The sequence below is a fragment of the Candidatus Delongbacteria bacterium genome, assembly GCA_041675285.1.
GTDB lineage: Bacteria > CAIWAD01 > CAIWAD01 > CAIWAD01 > CAIWAD01 > CAIWAD01.
The window spans coordinates 360968-376861 of sequence record JBAYTZ010000003.1; the positions used below are offsets into that span (position 1 = coordinate 360968).

Sequence of the window (15894 nt, forward strand, 5' to 3'; positions counted from 1 at the left end):
ACAACTACACAACCGGAGGAACCATGAAGAACTTGCTGCTGGCTGGTCTGCTGCTCACGCTGGGCCAGACTGCCCTGGCCAACACGGCCACGCCTGACCGCGACGCTCAGCTGCCGGCCGCGCTGGGCACCTTCGGCCCGCGCACCGGCGAGCCCGTCCTGCTGATCCGTGACTTCCTGCCCTGGGGCGGGGACATCGTGCCCTTCTTCACCAACGCGGGCACCGTGGTGACGGTCATCACCAGCGACATGATCAACACCGTCGATCTGTCCGACTACTGCCTGGTCGCCATCACCGCCGGCACCACCGGCTACTACGGCGAGCCCTACCAGGGCAACGTCAACGCCGCCGTGCCCCTGTTCAACAGCTACGTCCAGGGCGGCGGCATCATGCTGTACCTGACCGGCACCTGGGGCGGCAGCATCCAGATGCCCGGCGGCGTCAGCACCGTCACGCGCTACGACGCGGAGAACTTCTTCGTCGCGCCCCACTACATGGCCACGGGCATGCCCTTCCCCAGTTTCACGGGCAACTACGCCAGCCATGACGACCTGCTGAACCTGCCCGGCAACGCCAACGTGATCACCACGGGCAGTGCGGGCCAGGTGACGGCGGCGGAGTGGGCCCTGGGTTCCGGCGCCGTGGTGGCCCTGACCCAGCCCACCGAGTGCTACATCCCGGGCGGCAACTGCTACGGCTACTACACCTACTTCAACCAGTTCGAGACGAACGCGGTGGAGTATGCCCGCAACCTGGGCAGCTGCGGCGATCCCCTGCCCGTGGACGCCCTGCTGACCCCGACCTTCGCCGTGAACTGCCTGGGCGAGGTCCACAGCCTGACCGTGCTGATTCATGACGACAACAACCAGCCCATCGTGGGCCGCCAGGTGAGCGTCGACGTGGTGTCCGGTCCCAACGTGGGCGCCACCAGCGGCACCCAGGTGACGGACATGAACGGCCAGGCTTTCTTCGCCTACACCAGCACGCTGGAAGGCACGGACGTGATCGTGGCGAGCTACCTGGACGACGCCGGCGCGCCGGCCCTGTCCAACCCGGCCACCAAGGTCTGGGAGCGTTGCGACGTGGGCGCCGACGAGACGCCGGCCGGCTTCTCCCTGGCGCAGAACACGCCCAACCCCTTCAACCCCAGCACGACCATTCGCTTCACCCTGCCCGAGAGTGGTGCGGCGCGGCTGCTGGTCTACAGTCTGGCGGGCCAGCTGGTGCAGAGCCTGGACCTGGGCGTCGCCGCCCGCGGTGAGAACCAGGTGGTCATCGACGGCTCCAACCTGGCCAGCGGCGTGTACCTCTACACCCTGCAGAGCGAGTTCGGCAGCCAGACCCACAAGATGGTCCTGCTGAAGTAAGCCGACCTGCAACCCATGACTGGAAAGCCCCCGCTGCGGCGGGGGCTTTCTTTTTGGCTGCATGGGAAAATGACGTGCGGTTCAGAACGCGTTAATTCTGCCTCCTCCACGGCCGATAGTTCAAGTGTCAAGAAGTTGACAAGGTGAACCCGGTGGACAGCCCCACTGTCGGCCGGGTTCTGCACGCTAACTGGCCTGGGGCGACGCGGGACTTCGCCGCCTGTCGGAACCGGCACGCGGCAGGTCTTGCGCCCCAGCCAATCTCTGGAGGATTCATGGCGCTTGCACAGGTCCCTTCGCTCGCCCCCGTGGTGGAAGTGGATCCCCCCCGCTGTGTGAATTGCCACGCTTGCATCCTGGCTTGCCCGGTCAAGCACTGCAACGACGCCTCGGGCGACCACGTCACGATCAACGCCGATCTGTGTATCGGCTGCGGAGCCTGCATCAAGGCCTGCTCCCACGAGGCCCGCAAGCTGGTGGACGACACCGCGGTCTTTCTGCGGGACCTTGCGGCCGGCGTGCCCATCGTGTCCGTGGTGGCTCCCGCCGTGGCCGCCGTCTTCCCGGATCGCTACCTGAAGTTCAACGGCTGGCTGAAATCCATGGGCGTGAAGGCCAACTTCGACGTCAGTTTCGGCGCGGAACTCACGGTGAAGTCCTATCTGGACCACGTGCAGAAGAACCACCCCAAAGCCGTGATCGCCCAGCCCTGTCCGGCGCTGGTGAGCTTCATCGAGATCTATCATCCGGAGCTGCTGCCCCACTTGGCGCCGGCGGACAGCCCCATGCTCCACACCATCCGCATGGTGCGGCAGTTCTACCCCGAGTACGCCCGGCATCGGGTGGCCGTCATGAGTCCCTGCGCGGCCAAGCGCCGAGAGTTCGACGAGACCGGCCAGGGCGACTACAACGTCACCTTCAAGAGCCTGATCGCCGAGTTGGAGCGCCGGCGCCAGAGCCTGGACGCCTTCCAGGAACTGGACTACGACAACCCGCCGGCGGAGCGCGCCGTGCTGTTCTCCACGCCGGGCGGGCTGCTCAAGACCGCCGAGCGCTGGCTGCCAGAAATCGGCAACCTGACGCGCAAGATCGAAGGTCCCCACACGGTCTACCACTACTTGAAGGGCCTGGGATCCTCCATCAGCCGCGGCCAGGCGCCCCTGCTCGTGGACTGCCTGAACTGCGAGCTGGGCTGCAACGGCGGACCCGGCACGCCCAACGTCGAAGCCAACCAGGACGAGCTGGAGCATCTAGTGGCTCGCCGGGCGGAGGCAATGCGCCTGCGTCACGTGAAGGAGATCGTGGGCGACGAGAGCACGGTCCATGACCGGGTGGTGGGGCTGGTGGAGCAGTACTGGCAGCCCGGCCTTTACGAGCGGCACTATGTGGACCGCAGCCGGACCAACACCATCCGGCGGCCCACGGTGGCGGAAAACGCCGCCCTGTTCCAACGGATGGAGAAGACGACCCGCGAGGACGAGCTGGACTGCGGCGCCTGCGGCTACGGCAACTGCAAAGAGATGGCCGTGGCCATCCACAACGACCTCAACCGCCCGGAAAACTGCCACCTCTTCCGCCAGCGGCGCATCGAGCGGCTGCTGAAGAACGCCGAGGAGATGAACCGGATCTCGGAGGCGGCCGAGCAATTGGGCGCCGCCGTGGAGGAGATGCACAGTTCCGTCTCGGAGATCGCACGCAGCGCCACCCTCGCCACCGGCCAATCCGAGCAGAGCGCCCGGGTGGCCACGGAGGCCAGCGCGGCCATGGGCACGCTCAAAAGTTCGGGGACCTCCATCGGCGAGCTGGCCGCGGCCATCTCCGCCATTGCCGCCCAGACCCGGCTGCTGGCCCTCAACGCCACCATCGAGGCGGCGCGGGCGGGGGACATGGGGCGCGGTTTCGCCGTGGTGGCCAACGAGGTGAAGGAGTTGGCGCGGGTCACGGGGGAAACCACCAAGCGGATCACCCGGGAGGCCCAGACCATTTCAGCGGACACCCAGCGCGTGGAGGAGCTGATCACCCACATCGTGCAGATGACCACCGCAGTGGGGCAGAGCCAGTCCACCATCGCCGTGGCCACCCAGGAGCAGGAGGCCGCCGTCTCCGAGATGTCCCGCCAGGTGCAGGCCATCGTCCACGAGACCCAGTCGCGCATCCAGCACTTGGGCCAGCTGGACTTCGATGCCGGTCACAAGTTGGCGCGCGCCGTGTAGCCGCGCCGGTCAGCCAGCAAGAAACGGGCGGCCTCCCCGGGGAAGCCGCCCGTTTTGCGTGTCGTCCAGGGCGGGGCTCAGTCCTGGAAGCCCTCGTCGGGATGGCGGAACCTCTGCGCCGCGAGCTGCGCCGCCTCCAGCCGTCCCCAGCGCAGGCGGCGGCCGGCGTCCGCGTGCTCCAGCCGGACCAGCAGACAGGGGCCGCGCAGCAGGGGCAGCGCCAGCGCGGGCCACTCCACCAGCACGACGGCGCCGCTCTCCAGGCTGTCCTCGAAACCGATCTGCTGCAGGCGCAGCAGGGACTCCAGCCGGTAGAGATCGTAGTGGTGCAGCTCCAGCCGTCCGGCCAGCCGGTTGCAGAGCGCGAAAGTCGGGCTGGTGACCGCGCCCGCCACGCCCAGCCCGGCGGCCAGACCCTGGGCCAGGCTGGTCTTGCCCGCGCCCAGCGGGCCTTCCAGCAGGATCAGCTCCCCCCCCCGCAGGCCGGCGGCCAGCTGCCGGCCCGCGGCGCGCGTGGCCTCCAGGTCGGCCAAGGGCTGGGCCTCCCCCAATTGCCCCGTCGCGGGCGGGCGCAGTTCCATCTCAGCGGGGCTCCAGCACCGCGACGGGCAGGATCACCTCTTCCATGGAGAGGCCGCCGTGCTGGAAGCTGTCCTTGAACTGGCCCAGGTAGTGGTTGTAGTTGTTGCCGTAGAGGAACATGTAGTCCTCCACCGCGAAGGCCATGGTCTCGCTGGGCTTGCCGTGGGGCAGGCGCCAGGTCTCGGGCTTGTCCAGGAAGATGCCCGTGCGATCCTCCTCCAGCCGCATGTTGCGCCCCAGCTTCCAGCGCAGGCCGCGGGTGGCCTCGCGGTCGCTGAAGATCCGCGCCCCGCGCTGCACGCGCACGCTGCCGTGGTCGCTGGTGATCACGATGGTGTAGCCCTTCTCGCGGAAGGCCTCGAGGATCTGGTTCAACGCACTGTGCCGGAACCAGGCGGAGACCACGCTGCGGTAGGCCGCCTCGTCGGGGACCATCTCGCGCACGATGTCGTTCTGGTTGCGGCTGTGGGCCAGGATGTCCACGAAGTTCCAGACCATGCTGACGAATTGGTGGTTGAAGAGGTTCTCGACCTTCTTCAGCGTGTCATTGGCCTCTGCCAGGTCGATGACCTTGATGTACTTGTGGGCGGGTTTGAACTCCAGGCCGTTGAGTTTGAGCTGGTGGTCCAGAAACTGGCGCTCATGGCGGTTGGTGTTGCCCTCATCGTCCATGTTGCGCTCCCACATCTCGGGGTGCGCCTTGGCGATGTCCAGCGGGTACATGCCGGCGAAAATGGCGTTGCGCGCGTAGGGCGTGGCGGTGGGCAGGATGGCGAACTGCACCTCGCGCCGGACGCGGAACTTCTCGCGCAGGGTTTTTTCCAGCACCATCCAGTGGTCCATGCGCATGCAGTCGATGACGCAGAACAGCACGGGCCGCTGTTCGCGCAGGAGCGGCATCACCACGTTCTTGACCACCGCCGGGCTCATCATCGGGCCGCCGGGCTGGTGGATCCACTCGCGGTACTCGCGCTCCACCAGCCGCGCGAACTCGCGGTTGCACTCCTTGCGCTGGGCCGCCAGGGTCTGGTCGAAACCCAGGTCCGGCCGCTCGTCCAGCTCCAGCTCCCAGGCGCAGAGCTGCTGGTGCATGTCCTGGAACTCGGCCCAACCCGCGCCCATGGACAAGGTGCGCGACATCTGGGCCAGGCCCTGCATGTAGCTCTCACTGAGCTTGCGGCCCGTCAGCTGGGTGCGCTCCATGATCCGCTTGCAGACGGCGATGATCTGGCTGGGGTTGACGGGCTTGGTGAGGTAGTCGTCGATCTGCCGGCCGATGGCCTGGTCCATCAGCGACTCGGACTCGCTCTTGGTGACCATCACGCAGGGCAGGCCGGGATCGTGTTTCTTGATCTCCACCAGCGCATCCAGGCCGGTCATGCCGGGCATCATCTCGTCCAGCAGGACGAGATCCCAGCTCTCGGCGCGCACGCGCTCCAGGGCGTCCATGCCGCTGCAGACGCCCACCACTTCATAACCCTGCTTCTCCAGAATGAGGATGTGCGGCCGCAGCAGGTCGATCTCGTCATCCGCCCACAACACACGTCGGGACATGGGGTGTCTCCTGATTGATGAAAAGGAGCGGATCCAGACCTCAGAGGCTCTTCTCCTGCTCGGGCGCCGCGGCGGGGGCGATCGCCTGGTCGCGCTCTCCCGCCGTCCGCCGCAAGGTGAGGATTTCCTCCGTCAAGCGGGAGTAAAGCGGAATCAGGTCCGGCCGCTCCTCTTCCAGCCAGGCGAGGTGGCGGTTGACGGTGCCCAGGTCGCCGCGCGCCGCAGGTCCGCTCACGGCGCGGTGGGGCGGGTAGCGCAGCAAGTTGGCCAGGGTCTGGTGCATGATGGGCAGCAGGGCCCGGCGGGCCTGGCCCGGCTCCCCCGGCCAGAGGCTCTCGCAGAGCGAGAGCAGGGGTGGCAGGAAGTTGGAGGCCAGCACGCCGCAGAGGTGGTAGGGAATCTGCTGGCCGGGCTCCAGCCAGATCCAGTCGTCCGTCAGGTGGGCCATCAGCCCGCCTAGATAGCCGCGCAGCTCCTCGTCTCCGCCCAGCGCCCAGAAGGAGATGTTCTCCGGCGGCGGGGCGTCCTGGGGAAAGGTCTGCATGGGATGCAACAGGCCGGCCCAGACGCCGGCCGCGCGCAGGGGCTCCAGCAGGGCCAGGGGCGACGAGGCGCTGAACTGCAGCACGGCCCGGCAGCGGCCGTTCTCCTGGCGCAGCCGGGCGGCCAGGTTGTCCACCAGCTCGGGCAGCGCGCTCTCCGGCACGGCCAACAGCAGCAGGTCCACGCCCAGGGGCGTGGCGATGTCGGGCAGCACGACCTGGCCGGCCATGCGCTCGCCGGCGTGCAGGGGATCCGCCACCCAGGCCAGGTCCACTTGTCCCGTTCCCAGCAGGGAGGGCAGCACGCCGCGGCTGGCGGAGCCCGCTCCCAGAAGTCCGATGCGCAGGCGACCTGCGGGCCGCGTCTCAAGCATGGGGGTTCTCCCGAATCAGGGCGGCGCCGTAGCCCACCACGGAGTCCGTCTCGCCCGTCGTGTCCGCGCTGCTGCGATAGTCCAGCAGCTCGACCTGCACGCCGCCCAGCGCCCGGCGCAGCGCGCCCAGCACGACGGCCACGGGTCCGCCGCCGCAGGCTTCGCAGGCGCCGCTGTGCAGCGCGCTCAGCAGTTGTTCCTCGTCCCCCTGTTCCAGCTTCTTCAGGAACAGACCGTCCAGCTCCGCGGCCTCCCCGACCTCGTGGAAGTGGCTGAGATCCGTGGAGGCCACCAGCAAGGTCGGCAGCTCGTCCAGGCAATCCGCCAGGGCCGCGGCCAGCTCGCGCACGGCCTCCGGGCGCTGGTCGCCCATCACCAGGGGCGCCAGGCGGAAGGACCCCAGGGCGTGCTGCAGGAAGGGCAGCTGCAACTCCAGGCTGTGTTCGTCGCGGTGGCCGGCCTGGCCGAAACCCAGCCCGGGCAGGCGGCGACCCAGCCGCGCGCCGAACTCCACGTCCACCTCCAGCCGGCCCAGCGGCGTGCGCCAGGCTCCGGCCGCCGGGTGGTCCGGCTGCGGGCTCCAGAACGAGGGGCCCGGAAACCACTCGTGGTGCGAAGGCGCCACCACCACCACCCGGCCCGGCCGCCAGTCACCCAGCGCCGCGTAGGCCCGGGCCGCGCAGCGTCCCGAGTAGCGGTAGCCAGCGTGGGGACAGACCAGTCCGGCCCAGCGGGTCGCGGCGTCCAGGCGGCCCTGCATAGCCGGCAATTCCTCGCGGTAGGAGGTCAGCAGGCGCTCCAACTCGTCGGGCTGGCCGGGATACCAGCTGCCGGCCATCCGCGGCGAGCGCAGGGACTTGGAGAGTTGCTCTGGCATGATGCCTGACACCATCTCGCTGATTTGTCCACCGGCACGGACAGAGTTCAGGCCCGGGCGGTGGGCTCCGGGTTCTCGCGCGCCAGCAGGGAGGCCACCACGCCGCCGGCCAGGATCAGCAGGACGGCACCCAGCAGGTACAGGTTGAAGTGGCTGCCCAGCAGCAGGCGCAGCCAATGGGCCAGCAACATCTTCACGCCTACCAGGATCAGCACCAGCGACAAGCTGGTCTTCAGGTAGCGGAAGGTGCGCAGCATGCCCGCCAGCGCGAAGAACAGGCTCCGCAGGCCCAGGATGGCGAAGATATTGCTGGTGAAGACCAGGAAAGGATCGGCCGTGATGGCGAAAATGGCCGGGATGGAGTCCACGGCGAACACCACGTCCGCCGTCTCCACCACGAGCAGGGCCAGGGCCAGCGGGGTGAGCACCAGGGCGCCCTTGGCCGCCACGCTCACCACCGGATCCACGCCCCCGCCGTCTGGTTCCGCCGCTTCGGGCCAGCCGGCCCGGACGACGAAGTGGTGGGAATAGAAGCGCGTGGTCACCGCGAAGAGCCGGCGAGTGGTCCGCACCAGCAGGTTCCCCTCCAAGTCGGTCTCCTCTTCCTTGGCCACCAGCATCTTGATTCCGGTGAATACAAGAAAGGCGCCGAAGAGGTAGAGGACCCAATGAAACTGGGCCACCAGGGTGGCGCCCAGGGCGATCATCAGGCCGCGCAGGACCAGGGCGCCCAGAATGCCCCAGAAGAGCACGCGGTGCTGTTGCACGGGCGGCACGGCGAAGAAGCCCAGGATCATGGCGATCACGAAGAGGTTGTCCATGCTGAGGGACTCTTCGATCAGGTAGCCGGTGAGGTACTTCAGGCTGGCCAGCGAGCCGGTGTTGAGCAGGCCATCGACGGGGTCCGCGATCAGGCCCAGACCCTGCCAGTGGTTCTCGTAGGCGAAGTAGATGAAGACCGTGAAGCTGAGGGCCAGGCTGATCCAGAAGGCCGACCAGCCCAGGGCCTCCTTGATGGAGACCACGTGGGCCTTGCGGTGGAAGACCCCCAGGTCCAGCACCAGCATCAGCACCACGAACACGATGAACCCGGTGTAGATCCCGACCATGCGACCCTCGGTCTGTTAGGTGTTACGCGTCCCGGCGCAGGAGCTGGCTGCGCTCCGGCCCGTTGGAGACCCAGCTGATCCGTGTGCCCAGATCCTCTTCCAGCCAGGCCAGATAGTCCAGCACGGCTTGCGGCAGTTCGTCCCAGCGGCGCGCGTCCGCGCTGCCCTGCCAGCCGGGGAAGGTACGCCAGACCGGGCACGGCCCCCGCTCCAGCAGGCGCAGATCCTCGGGCATCCCGTCCAGGCGGCGACCGTCCAGCTCGTAGGCCACGGCAGCCTTGACTTCCGGCTGTCCGTCCAACACGTCCAGCTTGGTCAGCACCAGATCGGTGAAGCCGTTAAGCTGGCAGGCATAGCGCATGGCCACCGCGTCGAACCAGCCGCAGCGGCGCGGACGGCCCGTGGTGGCGCCGAATTCGCCCGCCGCCGTGCGGAAGCCGTCGGCGAACGCGCCCGGCTCGAACTCCGTCGGGAAAGGTCCGTTGCCCACCCGCGTGCAGTAGGCCTTGCAGATCCCGATCACCTGGTCCACTTCCCGCAGCGGCACGCCGCCGCCCGTGCAGGCGCCGCCCGCCGAGGGGTGCGTGGAGGTGACGTAGGGATAGGTGCCCCACTCCAGGTCCAGCATCATGCCCTGGGCGCCTTCCATCAGGACTCGCCCGCCCCGCTGCAACACGCCGTGCAGCAGGGGCCGGGTGTCGCCCAGGTAGGGCGCCAACCCGGCGGTCGCCCGTTCGAGGGCGACGTGCAACTCGGCCCGGGCCAAGGGCTCGGCTCCCAGGGATTCCAGTTCGGCGTTGGCCGCCGCCAGCCCGGCTTCGCAGGCGGCGCGGCGGGCGGGATCCAGCAGGTCGCCCAGCCGCACACCCCGCCGGCCGGCTTTGTCCATGGCGCAGGGCCCCATGCCGCGACCCGTCGTGCCGATGGCCGCGCCAGGCCCAGCCTGGCGGTCCAGCGCCGCTTCCCGCGCCCGGTCCAGCAGCCGGTGCCAGGGCATGATCAGGTGGCAGGCAGGGGAGACCTTGAGCCGCTCCAGCTCCACGCCGCTCGCCTGCAGCATGGCCAGTTCGTCCAGCAGTTCCCAGGGATCCAGCAGCACGCCCGGGCTGATCAGGCAGGCGATGCCCGGGTGCAGGATGCCCGTGGGCACCTGATGCAGCACCGTGCGCTTGCCGCCCACGATCACCGTGTGACCGGCGTTGGGGCCGCCCTGGTAGCGGACCACCATCTGCAGGTCGGGCGCCAGGGCGTCGATGATCTTGCCCTTGCCCTCGTCGCCCCACTGGGCTCCGATCAGGACCGTGACAGGCATGAGGACCCCCACATGAAAAGGCCCCGGCACGAAGCCGGAGCCTGTCTGGATGCGATTCGCCCGGGTCGGACGGGAAGCAGCTTCACCGTCCGGGTCCGCATGGCTACTTGCTCAGCGCCAATTTGGCCGTGCGCTTCTCGTGCCATTCGATGATGATGGGCGCCGCGATGAAGATCGAGGAATAGGTACCGGTCAAGAGGCCCACCAGCAGGGCGATGGCCATGGTCTGCAGCGTGGCGCCGCCGAAGATGATCAGGATGATCACCGAGGCGATGGTGGTCGTACCCGTCAGGATGGTGCGGCTCAGGGTCTGGTTGATGGCGTCGTTCACCACATGCTTGTAGGGCACGCCGCGCTGCTTCTTCACCTGTTCGCGGATGCGGTCGTAGACCACGATGGTGTCGTTGATGGAGTAGCCCACCAGCGTCAGGATGGCGGCCAGCACCGCGAGGTTGAACTCCAGGCCGAAGACCGAGAAGACCAGCAGCACCACGAAGACGTCGTGCAGCGTGGCGATGATGGCGCCGATGGAGTAGATGAACTCGAAGCGCACGGTCACGTAGATGATGAGCAGGATGGCCACCCAGATGGTGGACCAGATGGCCCCCCACTTGAGCTCCTTGCCCACGCGGGCGCCGATGGTGTGGGCGGCCAGGATCGAATCACCGGCGGCCGGGAACGCGGCGCGGATGGTGCTCTGCACCTTCTCCTTCACGCCTTCGGGCTCGCCCTGGATCTTCAGCTGCCAGTCCGGATTGGCGGCGTTGGCGGACTTGAGGGTGGTGACTTCCGCCGCGATGCCCGCGGACTCCAGCGCGCTGCGCAGCTGGCCTTCGGTCACCTGCGTGTTGAACCGGTACTGGATCTCCGTGCCACCCGTGAAGTCGATGTTCTTGTTGAAGCCCTTGAAGGTCGTCATCAGCACGCTGGCGACGAACAGGACCGACGAGAAGACGATCCAGATCCGGCGCTGGTCGACGAAGTTGATGTTCGGGGTTTGGAAGAACTCCATCATGGCCGTGGATCCTCAGATGCTGAGCCGCGTGGCGCGGTCGTAGTTGGTGAAGCGATCGTACAGCAGGCGCGTCAGGATGATGGCCGTGTACAGGTTGGCCACAAGGCCGATCATCAGGGTCAGCGCGAAGCCGCGGATGGGACCCGAGCCGAACTGGTACAGCACCACGCCGGCGATCAGGGTGGTCAGGTTGGAGTCGATGATGGCGGACATGGCGTTGGTGTAGCCCGCGTCCACGGCGGCCCGCACGGTCCGGCCCTTTTTCAGTTCCTCGCGGATGCGCTCCAGCACCAGGATGTTGGCGTCCACCGACATGCCGATGGTCAGCACCAGACCGGCGATGCCCGGCAGGGTCAACGTGGCATGGAAGCCCGCCATGGCCGCCGCGATGAAGACCATGTTGGCCATCAGCGCCAGCACGGCGTAGACACCCGACAGCTTGTAGTAGACCATCATGAACAGCACGGTGAACGCGAAGGCCAGCAGGGCGGACATGGTGCCCTGCTTCAGGCTCTCGGCGCCCAGGGAGGGGCCGACGGTCCGCTCTTCCACCGGCTTCACGGTGGAGGGCAGCGCGCCGTGCTTGAGCAGGTTGGCCAGCTCTTTGGCCTCTTCGATGCTCTCCAGCCCTTCGATGATCGCCCGGCCGTTGGGGATCTTGTTGCGGATGTTGGGGGCCATGAAGACCTTGTTGTCCAACACGATGGCCAGCCGGCGGTTGACGTTGTCCCCCGTGATGCGCGCAAAGCGGCGGGCACCCTCGCGGGTCATGGCCAGCTCGACGATGGAGGCGCCGGCGCTGCCGCCGCTGCCCCCCTGGTTGATGTTCACGGCGGCGGATTCCAGGGCCTTGCCCGTCAGTTCCGCCTCGCGGTGCACCAGGAACAGCTCGGAGTACTTCTTGCCGCCCGTGTCCTCGGTCTTGCCCAGCAGGAAGATCTTGTCGGGGGGAATCAGCGCCTGAATGTCGGGGCGATCCAACACGGCCTGCACGCGGGAGCGGTTTTCCTCGGATACCAGCAGGCTGTTGCGGCCGGGGAAGACCGTCAGCAGTTCGAAGAACGAGGTCACGGCCTTGTTCGTGTCCGCGCTGGCCACGCGGGCGGTGTCGGTGCGGGCGGCCAGCGGGTCGAAGGCCGCGCTGTCCGTCTTGGCCGGCGCCGCGGCCTGGGCCGCGCTGTCGGGCTTGGCACTGGCCAGGGCCGTACTGTCCATCGCGGCGGAATCCACCACGGCGGGCAGGGGCTCGCCCTTGACGGCGGCGTTGATGGCTTCCAGCACCTGATTGGTGCGGGTCACCTCCTCCACCATCTTGAACTCCAGCAGGGCCGTCTTGCCGATCATCCGGCGGGCCGCTTCTGGATCACTCACGCCGGCCAGCTCCACCACGATGCGGCGCTGGCCCTGCTTGGTGATGGAGGGCTCCTGGAGGCCCGAGCCGTCCACGCGGTTGCGCAGGATGACCAGGGAGTTGTCCACGGCGTCGGCGGCCTGCTGCTTCAGCATCGCCAGCAGTTCGTCGTTGCTCTGCTTGCGGTCGCCGAAGTACTCGCTGAGCTGGATGTCGGAGAACTCGTTCTGGAACAGCTCCCAGAAGTCGGTCAACGGCGTCAGCTTGCCGGCCACCCGATCCAGCCGCTCGTTGAAGCGGGCGTCCGGGGTGCGGGCCAGGCCGCGCATCAGCTCCACCAGGTCCACTTCCAGGACCATGTGCATGCCGCCCTGCAGGTCCAGTCCACGCTTGATGGACTGTTTGCGCAGTTCCACCTGGGCATCCGGGGTGAGGGCCTTGAAGGCCTCCTCCCCCATGCTCGCCAGGCGCAGGGTGGGGAACAACTTCCAGGCGGCCAGCGCCAACAGGGCCGCAAAGATGATCCAGCGCAGTTTGTTGTTGTGCTGTTCCATGGTGATGGAAAGCTCCTTCGTCGTCAGCTGAACGATTTTTTGCAAACCTTGAAGTTAGAATGGACCCGCCCAAGATGCAACGCATCTGCTCAGACAATTGAGCCTCCACCCATTGGAGTCTGAGCCTGTTATTCAGTGAACAAAACAGTCTGATGAGTACAGCTGCACTGGCTTGTCTCAGTGTGAAATTTTGTTACGTTGGAACCCGTCAGTTCGACAACCCGAGGATTCACTTGGAAGAAACCCCCTCCCGTGAATCACTCCCGGAGCATGAGACTCCCGGACCGGGCCTGGTGCGACCGGTGCCTTTCTGGCGCAAGCGGCTCTTGAATTTGAGCGTGGTCGCGGCCCTGATCCTGCTGGGCATCCGATTCCAGCACGATTTGAATGCGGAACGGCTTCTGCGTGAAAACGACCGTCTGCATCGGAGTCTTGAAGTCGCTCTCGAGGATGTGAGCACCCTGCGCCAGTCGGTGGACTCTCTCCACGAACTGGACCGCGAAATCCGCCAGATCGCCAAGCTCGATCCCATCCCCAAGGAGGTCCGGCGCATGGGCGTCGGCGGCGCCTTGTACGAGGCCTCCCTGCCGGGCATCGGCTCCCAGGCCATCGGCGAACTGGAGCAGCTGCAGCGGGAGACCGAGCTGTTGCGCGCCAGCCTGAGCCGCGCCCGCGATCTGGTGGCCGCCCAGATGGACGAGATGCGGCGCATGCCGTCCATCGTGCCCGTGGCCAGCGGGGAGCGCACCAGCAACTACGGCTACCGGCTGGATCCCTTCACCAACGAGTGGCGCATGCACGAGGGGGTTGACTTCCAGGCCAATGTGGGCACCCCCGTCCTGGCTCCGGCCGACGGCGTGGTGGTGGAGGCCGGCCGCGACGGCAATTACGGCATCCTGGTCAAGCTGGACCACGGTGGCGGCCTACAGACCCTCTTCTGCCACTTGTCCCGCCTGCGCGTGGAAGAAGGCGACCGCATCGCCCGCGGCGACCACATCGGCGATGTGGGCAACACCGGGCGCAGCACGGCGGCGCACTTGCACTATGAAGTGCACCGCAACGGCCGCCCGGTCAATCCGGATCCCTACATCCTGAGCGAATTGGCGGAACTCAATTAGTCCTCCGCCCCGCGGAACCTGCACCGATGAACCCTGAGCCCATGGCGCGGGCCCTGCCCGTGGAGATCTGCCTGGGCGCGGATTCTCCCCTGCGGCTGGCCCGCGAAGTCCGCCTCTGCGCGCGTGCCGGCGTGTCCCGCGTGGAACTCTGCGCCCGGATGGATCTGGCCGGCCTGACCCCCTCCCCCCACAGCCTGCAGGTGGCGCGCCGCGCCTGGGGCCCCGACCCCGGCCTCCTGGCCATGCTGCGCCCCCGCGGCGGCGACTTCGAGTATTCCTTCGGAGAGTTGCGCGCATTGGAACGTGCCCTGGTGGCCTGCGCCCGGGCCGGCGCCGACGGCGTGGTCTGCGGCGTGCTGCGCCGGGACCGCCTGCATCTCCCCGCCCTGCGCCGCCTCTGCGCCCAAGCCCGCGGGCTGGGCCTGGAGCTGAGCCTGCACCGGGCCTTCGACGCCCTGGCGAATCCGCTGGAAGCCCTGGGGGAGCTGGCGGAACTGGGCGTGCGCCGGGTCTTAAGCTCCGGCGGGGTCTGGGGCGACGGCACGCCGGCCACGGCCAATCTGACGGCCTTGAAGGCGCTGCTCGAACGGGCGGGCCAACTGGAACTGGAACTGGTCTTGGCCGGCGGCGTGGCCGCGGCCACCGTGCCCGACCTGCGGGTCGCCCTCTTCCACGGCCCCGGTTCATTCTCGCTGCACGCCTGGTCCGGCGTGCGCCGCGCCGGCCGGCTGGATCCCCGGCGGTTGCGGGAATTGCTCGCCGCCGCGCGCCGCTGAACCCTTTGTTCCCAGCCTCGCTCCCGCAGATTCCGCCAATTCCTGCCAACAACTGCCAAACTGGCGACATCCTGTCGCGCTCTCTGCCAACATGCCATGCTTTGTCAGGGTCGATTGTCCCTTGATGCTGCTCTGTTGCTGAGGATAAAAGCGAACTCGCTGACCATCAACAAGAACCAAAACTGGCATTCCAGTTGCCTAGTCTTCTGCTGTCCCCGGCACAAGGCTTGGGACAGCGGACGCACAACCAAACAAACTGGAATACTGAAGGAGACTTGCCATGATGTTCAACACTTTCCTCCCCGCCGCCCTGCATCGGGAACTGACCCGCAGCCTGGCCGCCCCCGCGACCTGCGCGCCGACCATCGGACACCTGATCCGGGGCGAAGTGATCGAACGGGAAAGCGCCTGGGAACTGGTCCTCGACCTGCCCGGCATGGATCGCGAGGATGTGGAGCTGCTGGTGGAGGGCGAGGAGCTGGTGGTCAAGGGGGCGCGCAACCGCGAAGCCCTGGGCGAGAAGGACCGTCTGGTGCACTCCAGTCGCCTGATCGGCTCCTTCGAGCGGCGCTACCGGGTCTCCGACGAGATCGACCTGTCCAAGGTCAGCGCCCACATGGACAAGGGCGTGCTGCGCATCGTCCTGGCCAAGGCCGAGCAGGCGCAGCCGCGCAAGGTTCAGATCGAGATCAATCCCAGCTGAAGGGAAGCTGAAGCGAAACAGAAGTTGAAGCAGACAGAACGTGAATGTGCGGCCGCCGCGGCCGCCCAACGACGCCCCGGGGAGGCGTGACCGAACAAGACAACCCGCAACTCAGCGCGTGGGACAAGCGGGTGGCCCGCCACTGGATGGTCCGGTGGCGGGCTTTTCTCTGCCCGCACCGGGGGGCTCTTCGCCATTCTGGACTCTCTCGGGAACTGTTGTTTTCCACCTTTCTGCTTGCGCCAGAAATGGGCCACGCGCCCGTCATCCCCCGGCTTGACCGGGGGATCCCCTGGCTTCACCGGTCGTTCCGGTAGGGGCTGAGGCGCCTTGTTTTCCACCTTTCTGCTGGCGCCAGAAAGGTGGAGCCAAAGAGGCGCTTTTTCTCACCCGGCCTGACCGGCCGTCCAGACTCAGCCCGCCTCCCGGCGGGCTTCCGCTGGCGGC

Annotated in this window: 13 protein-coding genes; 5 read left to right on the forward strand and 8 right to left on the reverse strand. The window is 67.4% G+C overall.

Translation table 11 applies throughout. The features are described from left to right. Positions 1 to 23 precede the first annotated feature (23 nt). On the forward strand, positions 24 to 1367 hold the full coding sequence (locus WC326_05005) for a T9SS type A sorting domain-containing protein (protein ID MFA7330416.1): 1344 nt from the start codon (positions 24 to 26) through the stop codon (positions 1365 to 1367). Between the two features lie 275 nt (positions 1368 to 1642). Continuing rightward, the gene (locus WC326_05010) at positions 1643 to 3580 is read left to right on the forward strand and encodes a [Fe-Fe] hydrogenase large subunit C-terminal domain-containing protein (protein ID MFA7330417.1); all 1938 of its coding nucleotides are present in this window, start codon (positions 1643 to 1645) and stop codon (positions 3578 to 3580) included. A 77-nt stretch (positions 3581 to 3657) separates the two neighbouring features. Here the strand turns inward: WC326_05010 and tsaE are convergent, their stop codons facing one another. From tsaE to secD, 8 genes are all read right to left on the reverse strand, one after another. Beyond that, positions 3658 to 4161: a tRNA (adenosine(37)-N6)-threonylcarbamoyltransferase complex ATPase subunit type 1 TsaE gene (gene tsaE / locus WC326_05015; protein ID MFA7330418.1), complete on the reverse strand. Its 504-nt coding sequence runs from the start codon at positions 4159 to 4161 to the stop codon at positions 3658 to 3660. A gap of 1 nt (position 4162) precedes the next feature. After that, positions 4163 to 5716: a response regulator gene (locus WC326_05020; GenBank protein ID MFA7330419.1), complete on the reverse strand. Its 1554-nt coding sequence runs from the start codon at positions 5714 to 5716 to the stop codon at positions 4163 to 4165. A 40-nt stretch (positions 5717 to 5756) separates the two neighbouring features. Further along, on the reverse strand, positions 5757 to 6632 hold the full coding sequence (locus WC326_05025; GenBank protein ID MFA7330420.1) for a Rossmann-like and DUF2520 domain-containing protein: 876 nt from the start codon (positions 6630 to 6632) through the stop codon (positions 5757 to 5759). Beyond that, positions 6625 to 7509, reverse strand: coding sequence for an AmmeMemoRadiSam system protein B (gene amrB / locus WC326_05030; GenBank protein MFA7330421.1), 885 nt, complete (start codon positions 7507 to 7509; stop codon positions 6625 to 6627). Before amrB ends, WC326_05025 begins: the two co-directional genes overlap by 8 nt. 47 nt (positions 7510 to 7556) lie before the next feature. Next, positions 7557 to 8618 (reverse strand): TerC family protein, encoded by a 1062-nt coding sequence (locus WC326_05035; GenBank protein ID MFA7330422.1) that lies wholly within the window; start codon positions 8616 to 8618, stop codon positions 7557 to 7559. Positions 8619 to 8640: 22 nt separating this feature from the next. After that, positions 8641 to 9930 carry an adenylosuccinate synthase gene (locus WC326_05040; protein MFA7330423.1) on the reverse strand — a complete coding sequence of 430 codons (1290 nt, stop codon included), beginning with the start codon at positions 9928 to 9930 and terminating at the stop codon, positions 8641 to 8643. A 103-nt stretch (positions 9931 to 10033) separates the two neighbouring features. After that, on the reverse strand, positions 10034 to 10945 hold the full coding sequence (gene secF, locus WC326_05045; GenBank protein ID MFA7330424.1) for a protein translocase subunit SecF: 912 nt from the start codon (positions 10943 to 10945) through the stop codon (positions 10034 to 10036). Positions 10946 to 10957: 12 nt separating this feature from the next. Further along, positions 10958 to 12850, reverse strand: coding sequence for a protein translocase subunit SecD (gene secD / locus WC326_05050; GenBank protein MFA7330425.1), 1893 nt, complete (start codon positions 12848 to 12850; stop codon positions 10958 to 10960). Between the two features lie 302 nt (positions 12851 to 13152). On the opposite strand from secD, the gene WC326_05055 reads away from it, so the two are divergent. The 3 genes from WC326_05055 (at position 13153) to WC326_05065 (ending at position 15447) form a co-directional block, all read left to right on the forward strand. Further along, entirely contained in the window at positions 13153 to 13968 is an 816-nt protein-coding gene (locus WC326_05055) for a M23 family metallopeptidase (GenBank protein ID MFA7330426.1), read from the forward strand. Positions 13969 to 13994: 26 nt separating this feature from the next. Further along, positions 13995 to 14744 (forward strand): copper homeostasis protein CutC, encoded by a 750-nt coding sequence (locus WC326_05060; protein ID MFA7330427.1) that lies wholly within the window; start codon positions 13995 to 13997, stop codon positions 14742 to 14744. Positions 14745 to 15024: 280 nt separating this feature from the next. Beyond that, a complete protein-coding gene (locus tag WC326_05065) occupies positions 15025 to 15447 on the forward strand; it encodes an Hsp20/alpha crystallin family protein (protein MFA7330428.1) in 423 nt (140 codons plus the stop codon). Positions 15448 to 15894: the final 447 nt, after the last annotated feature.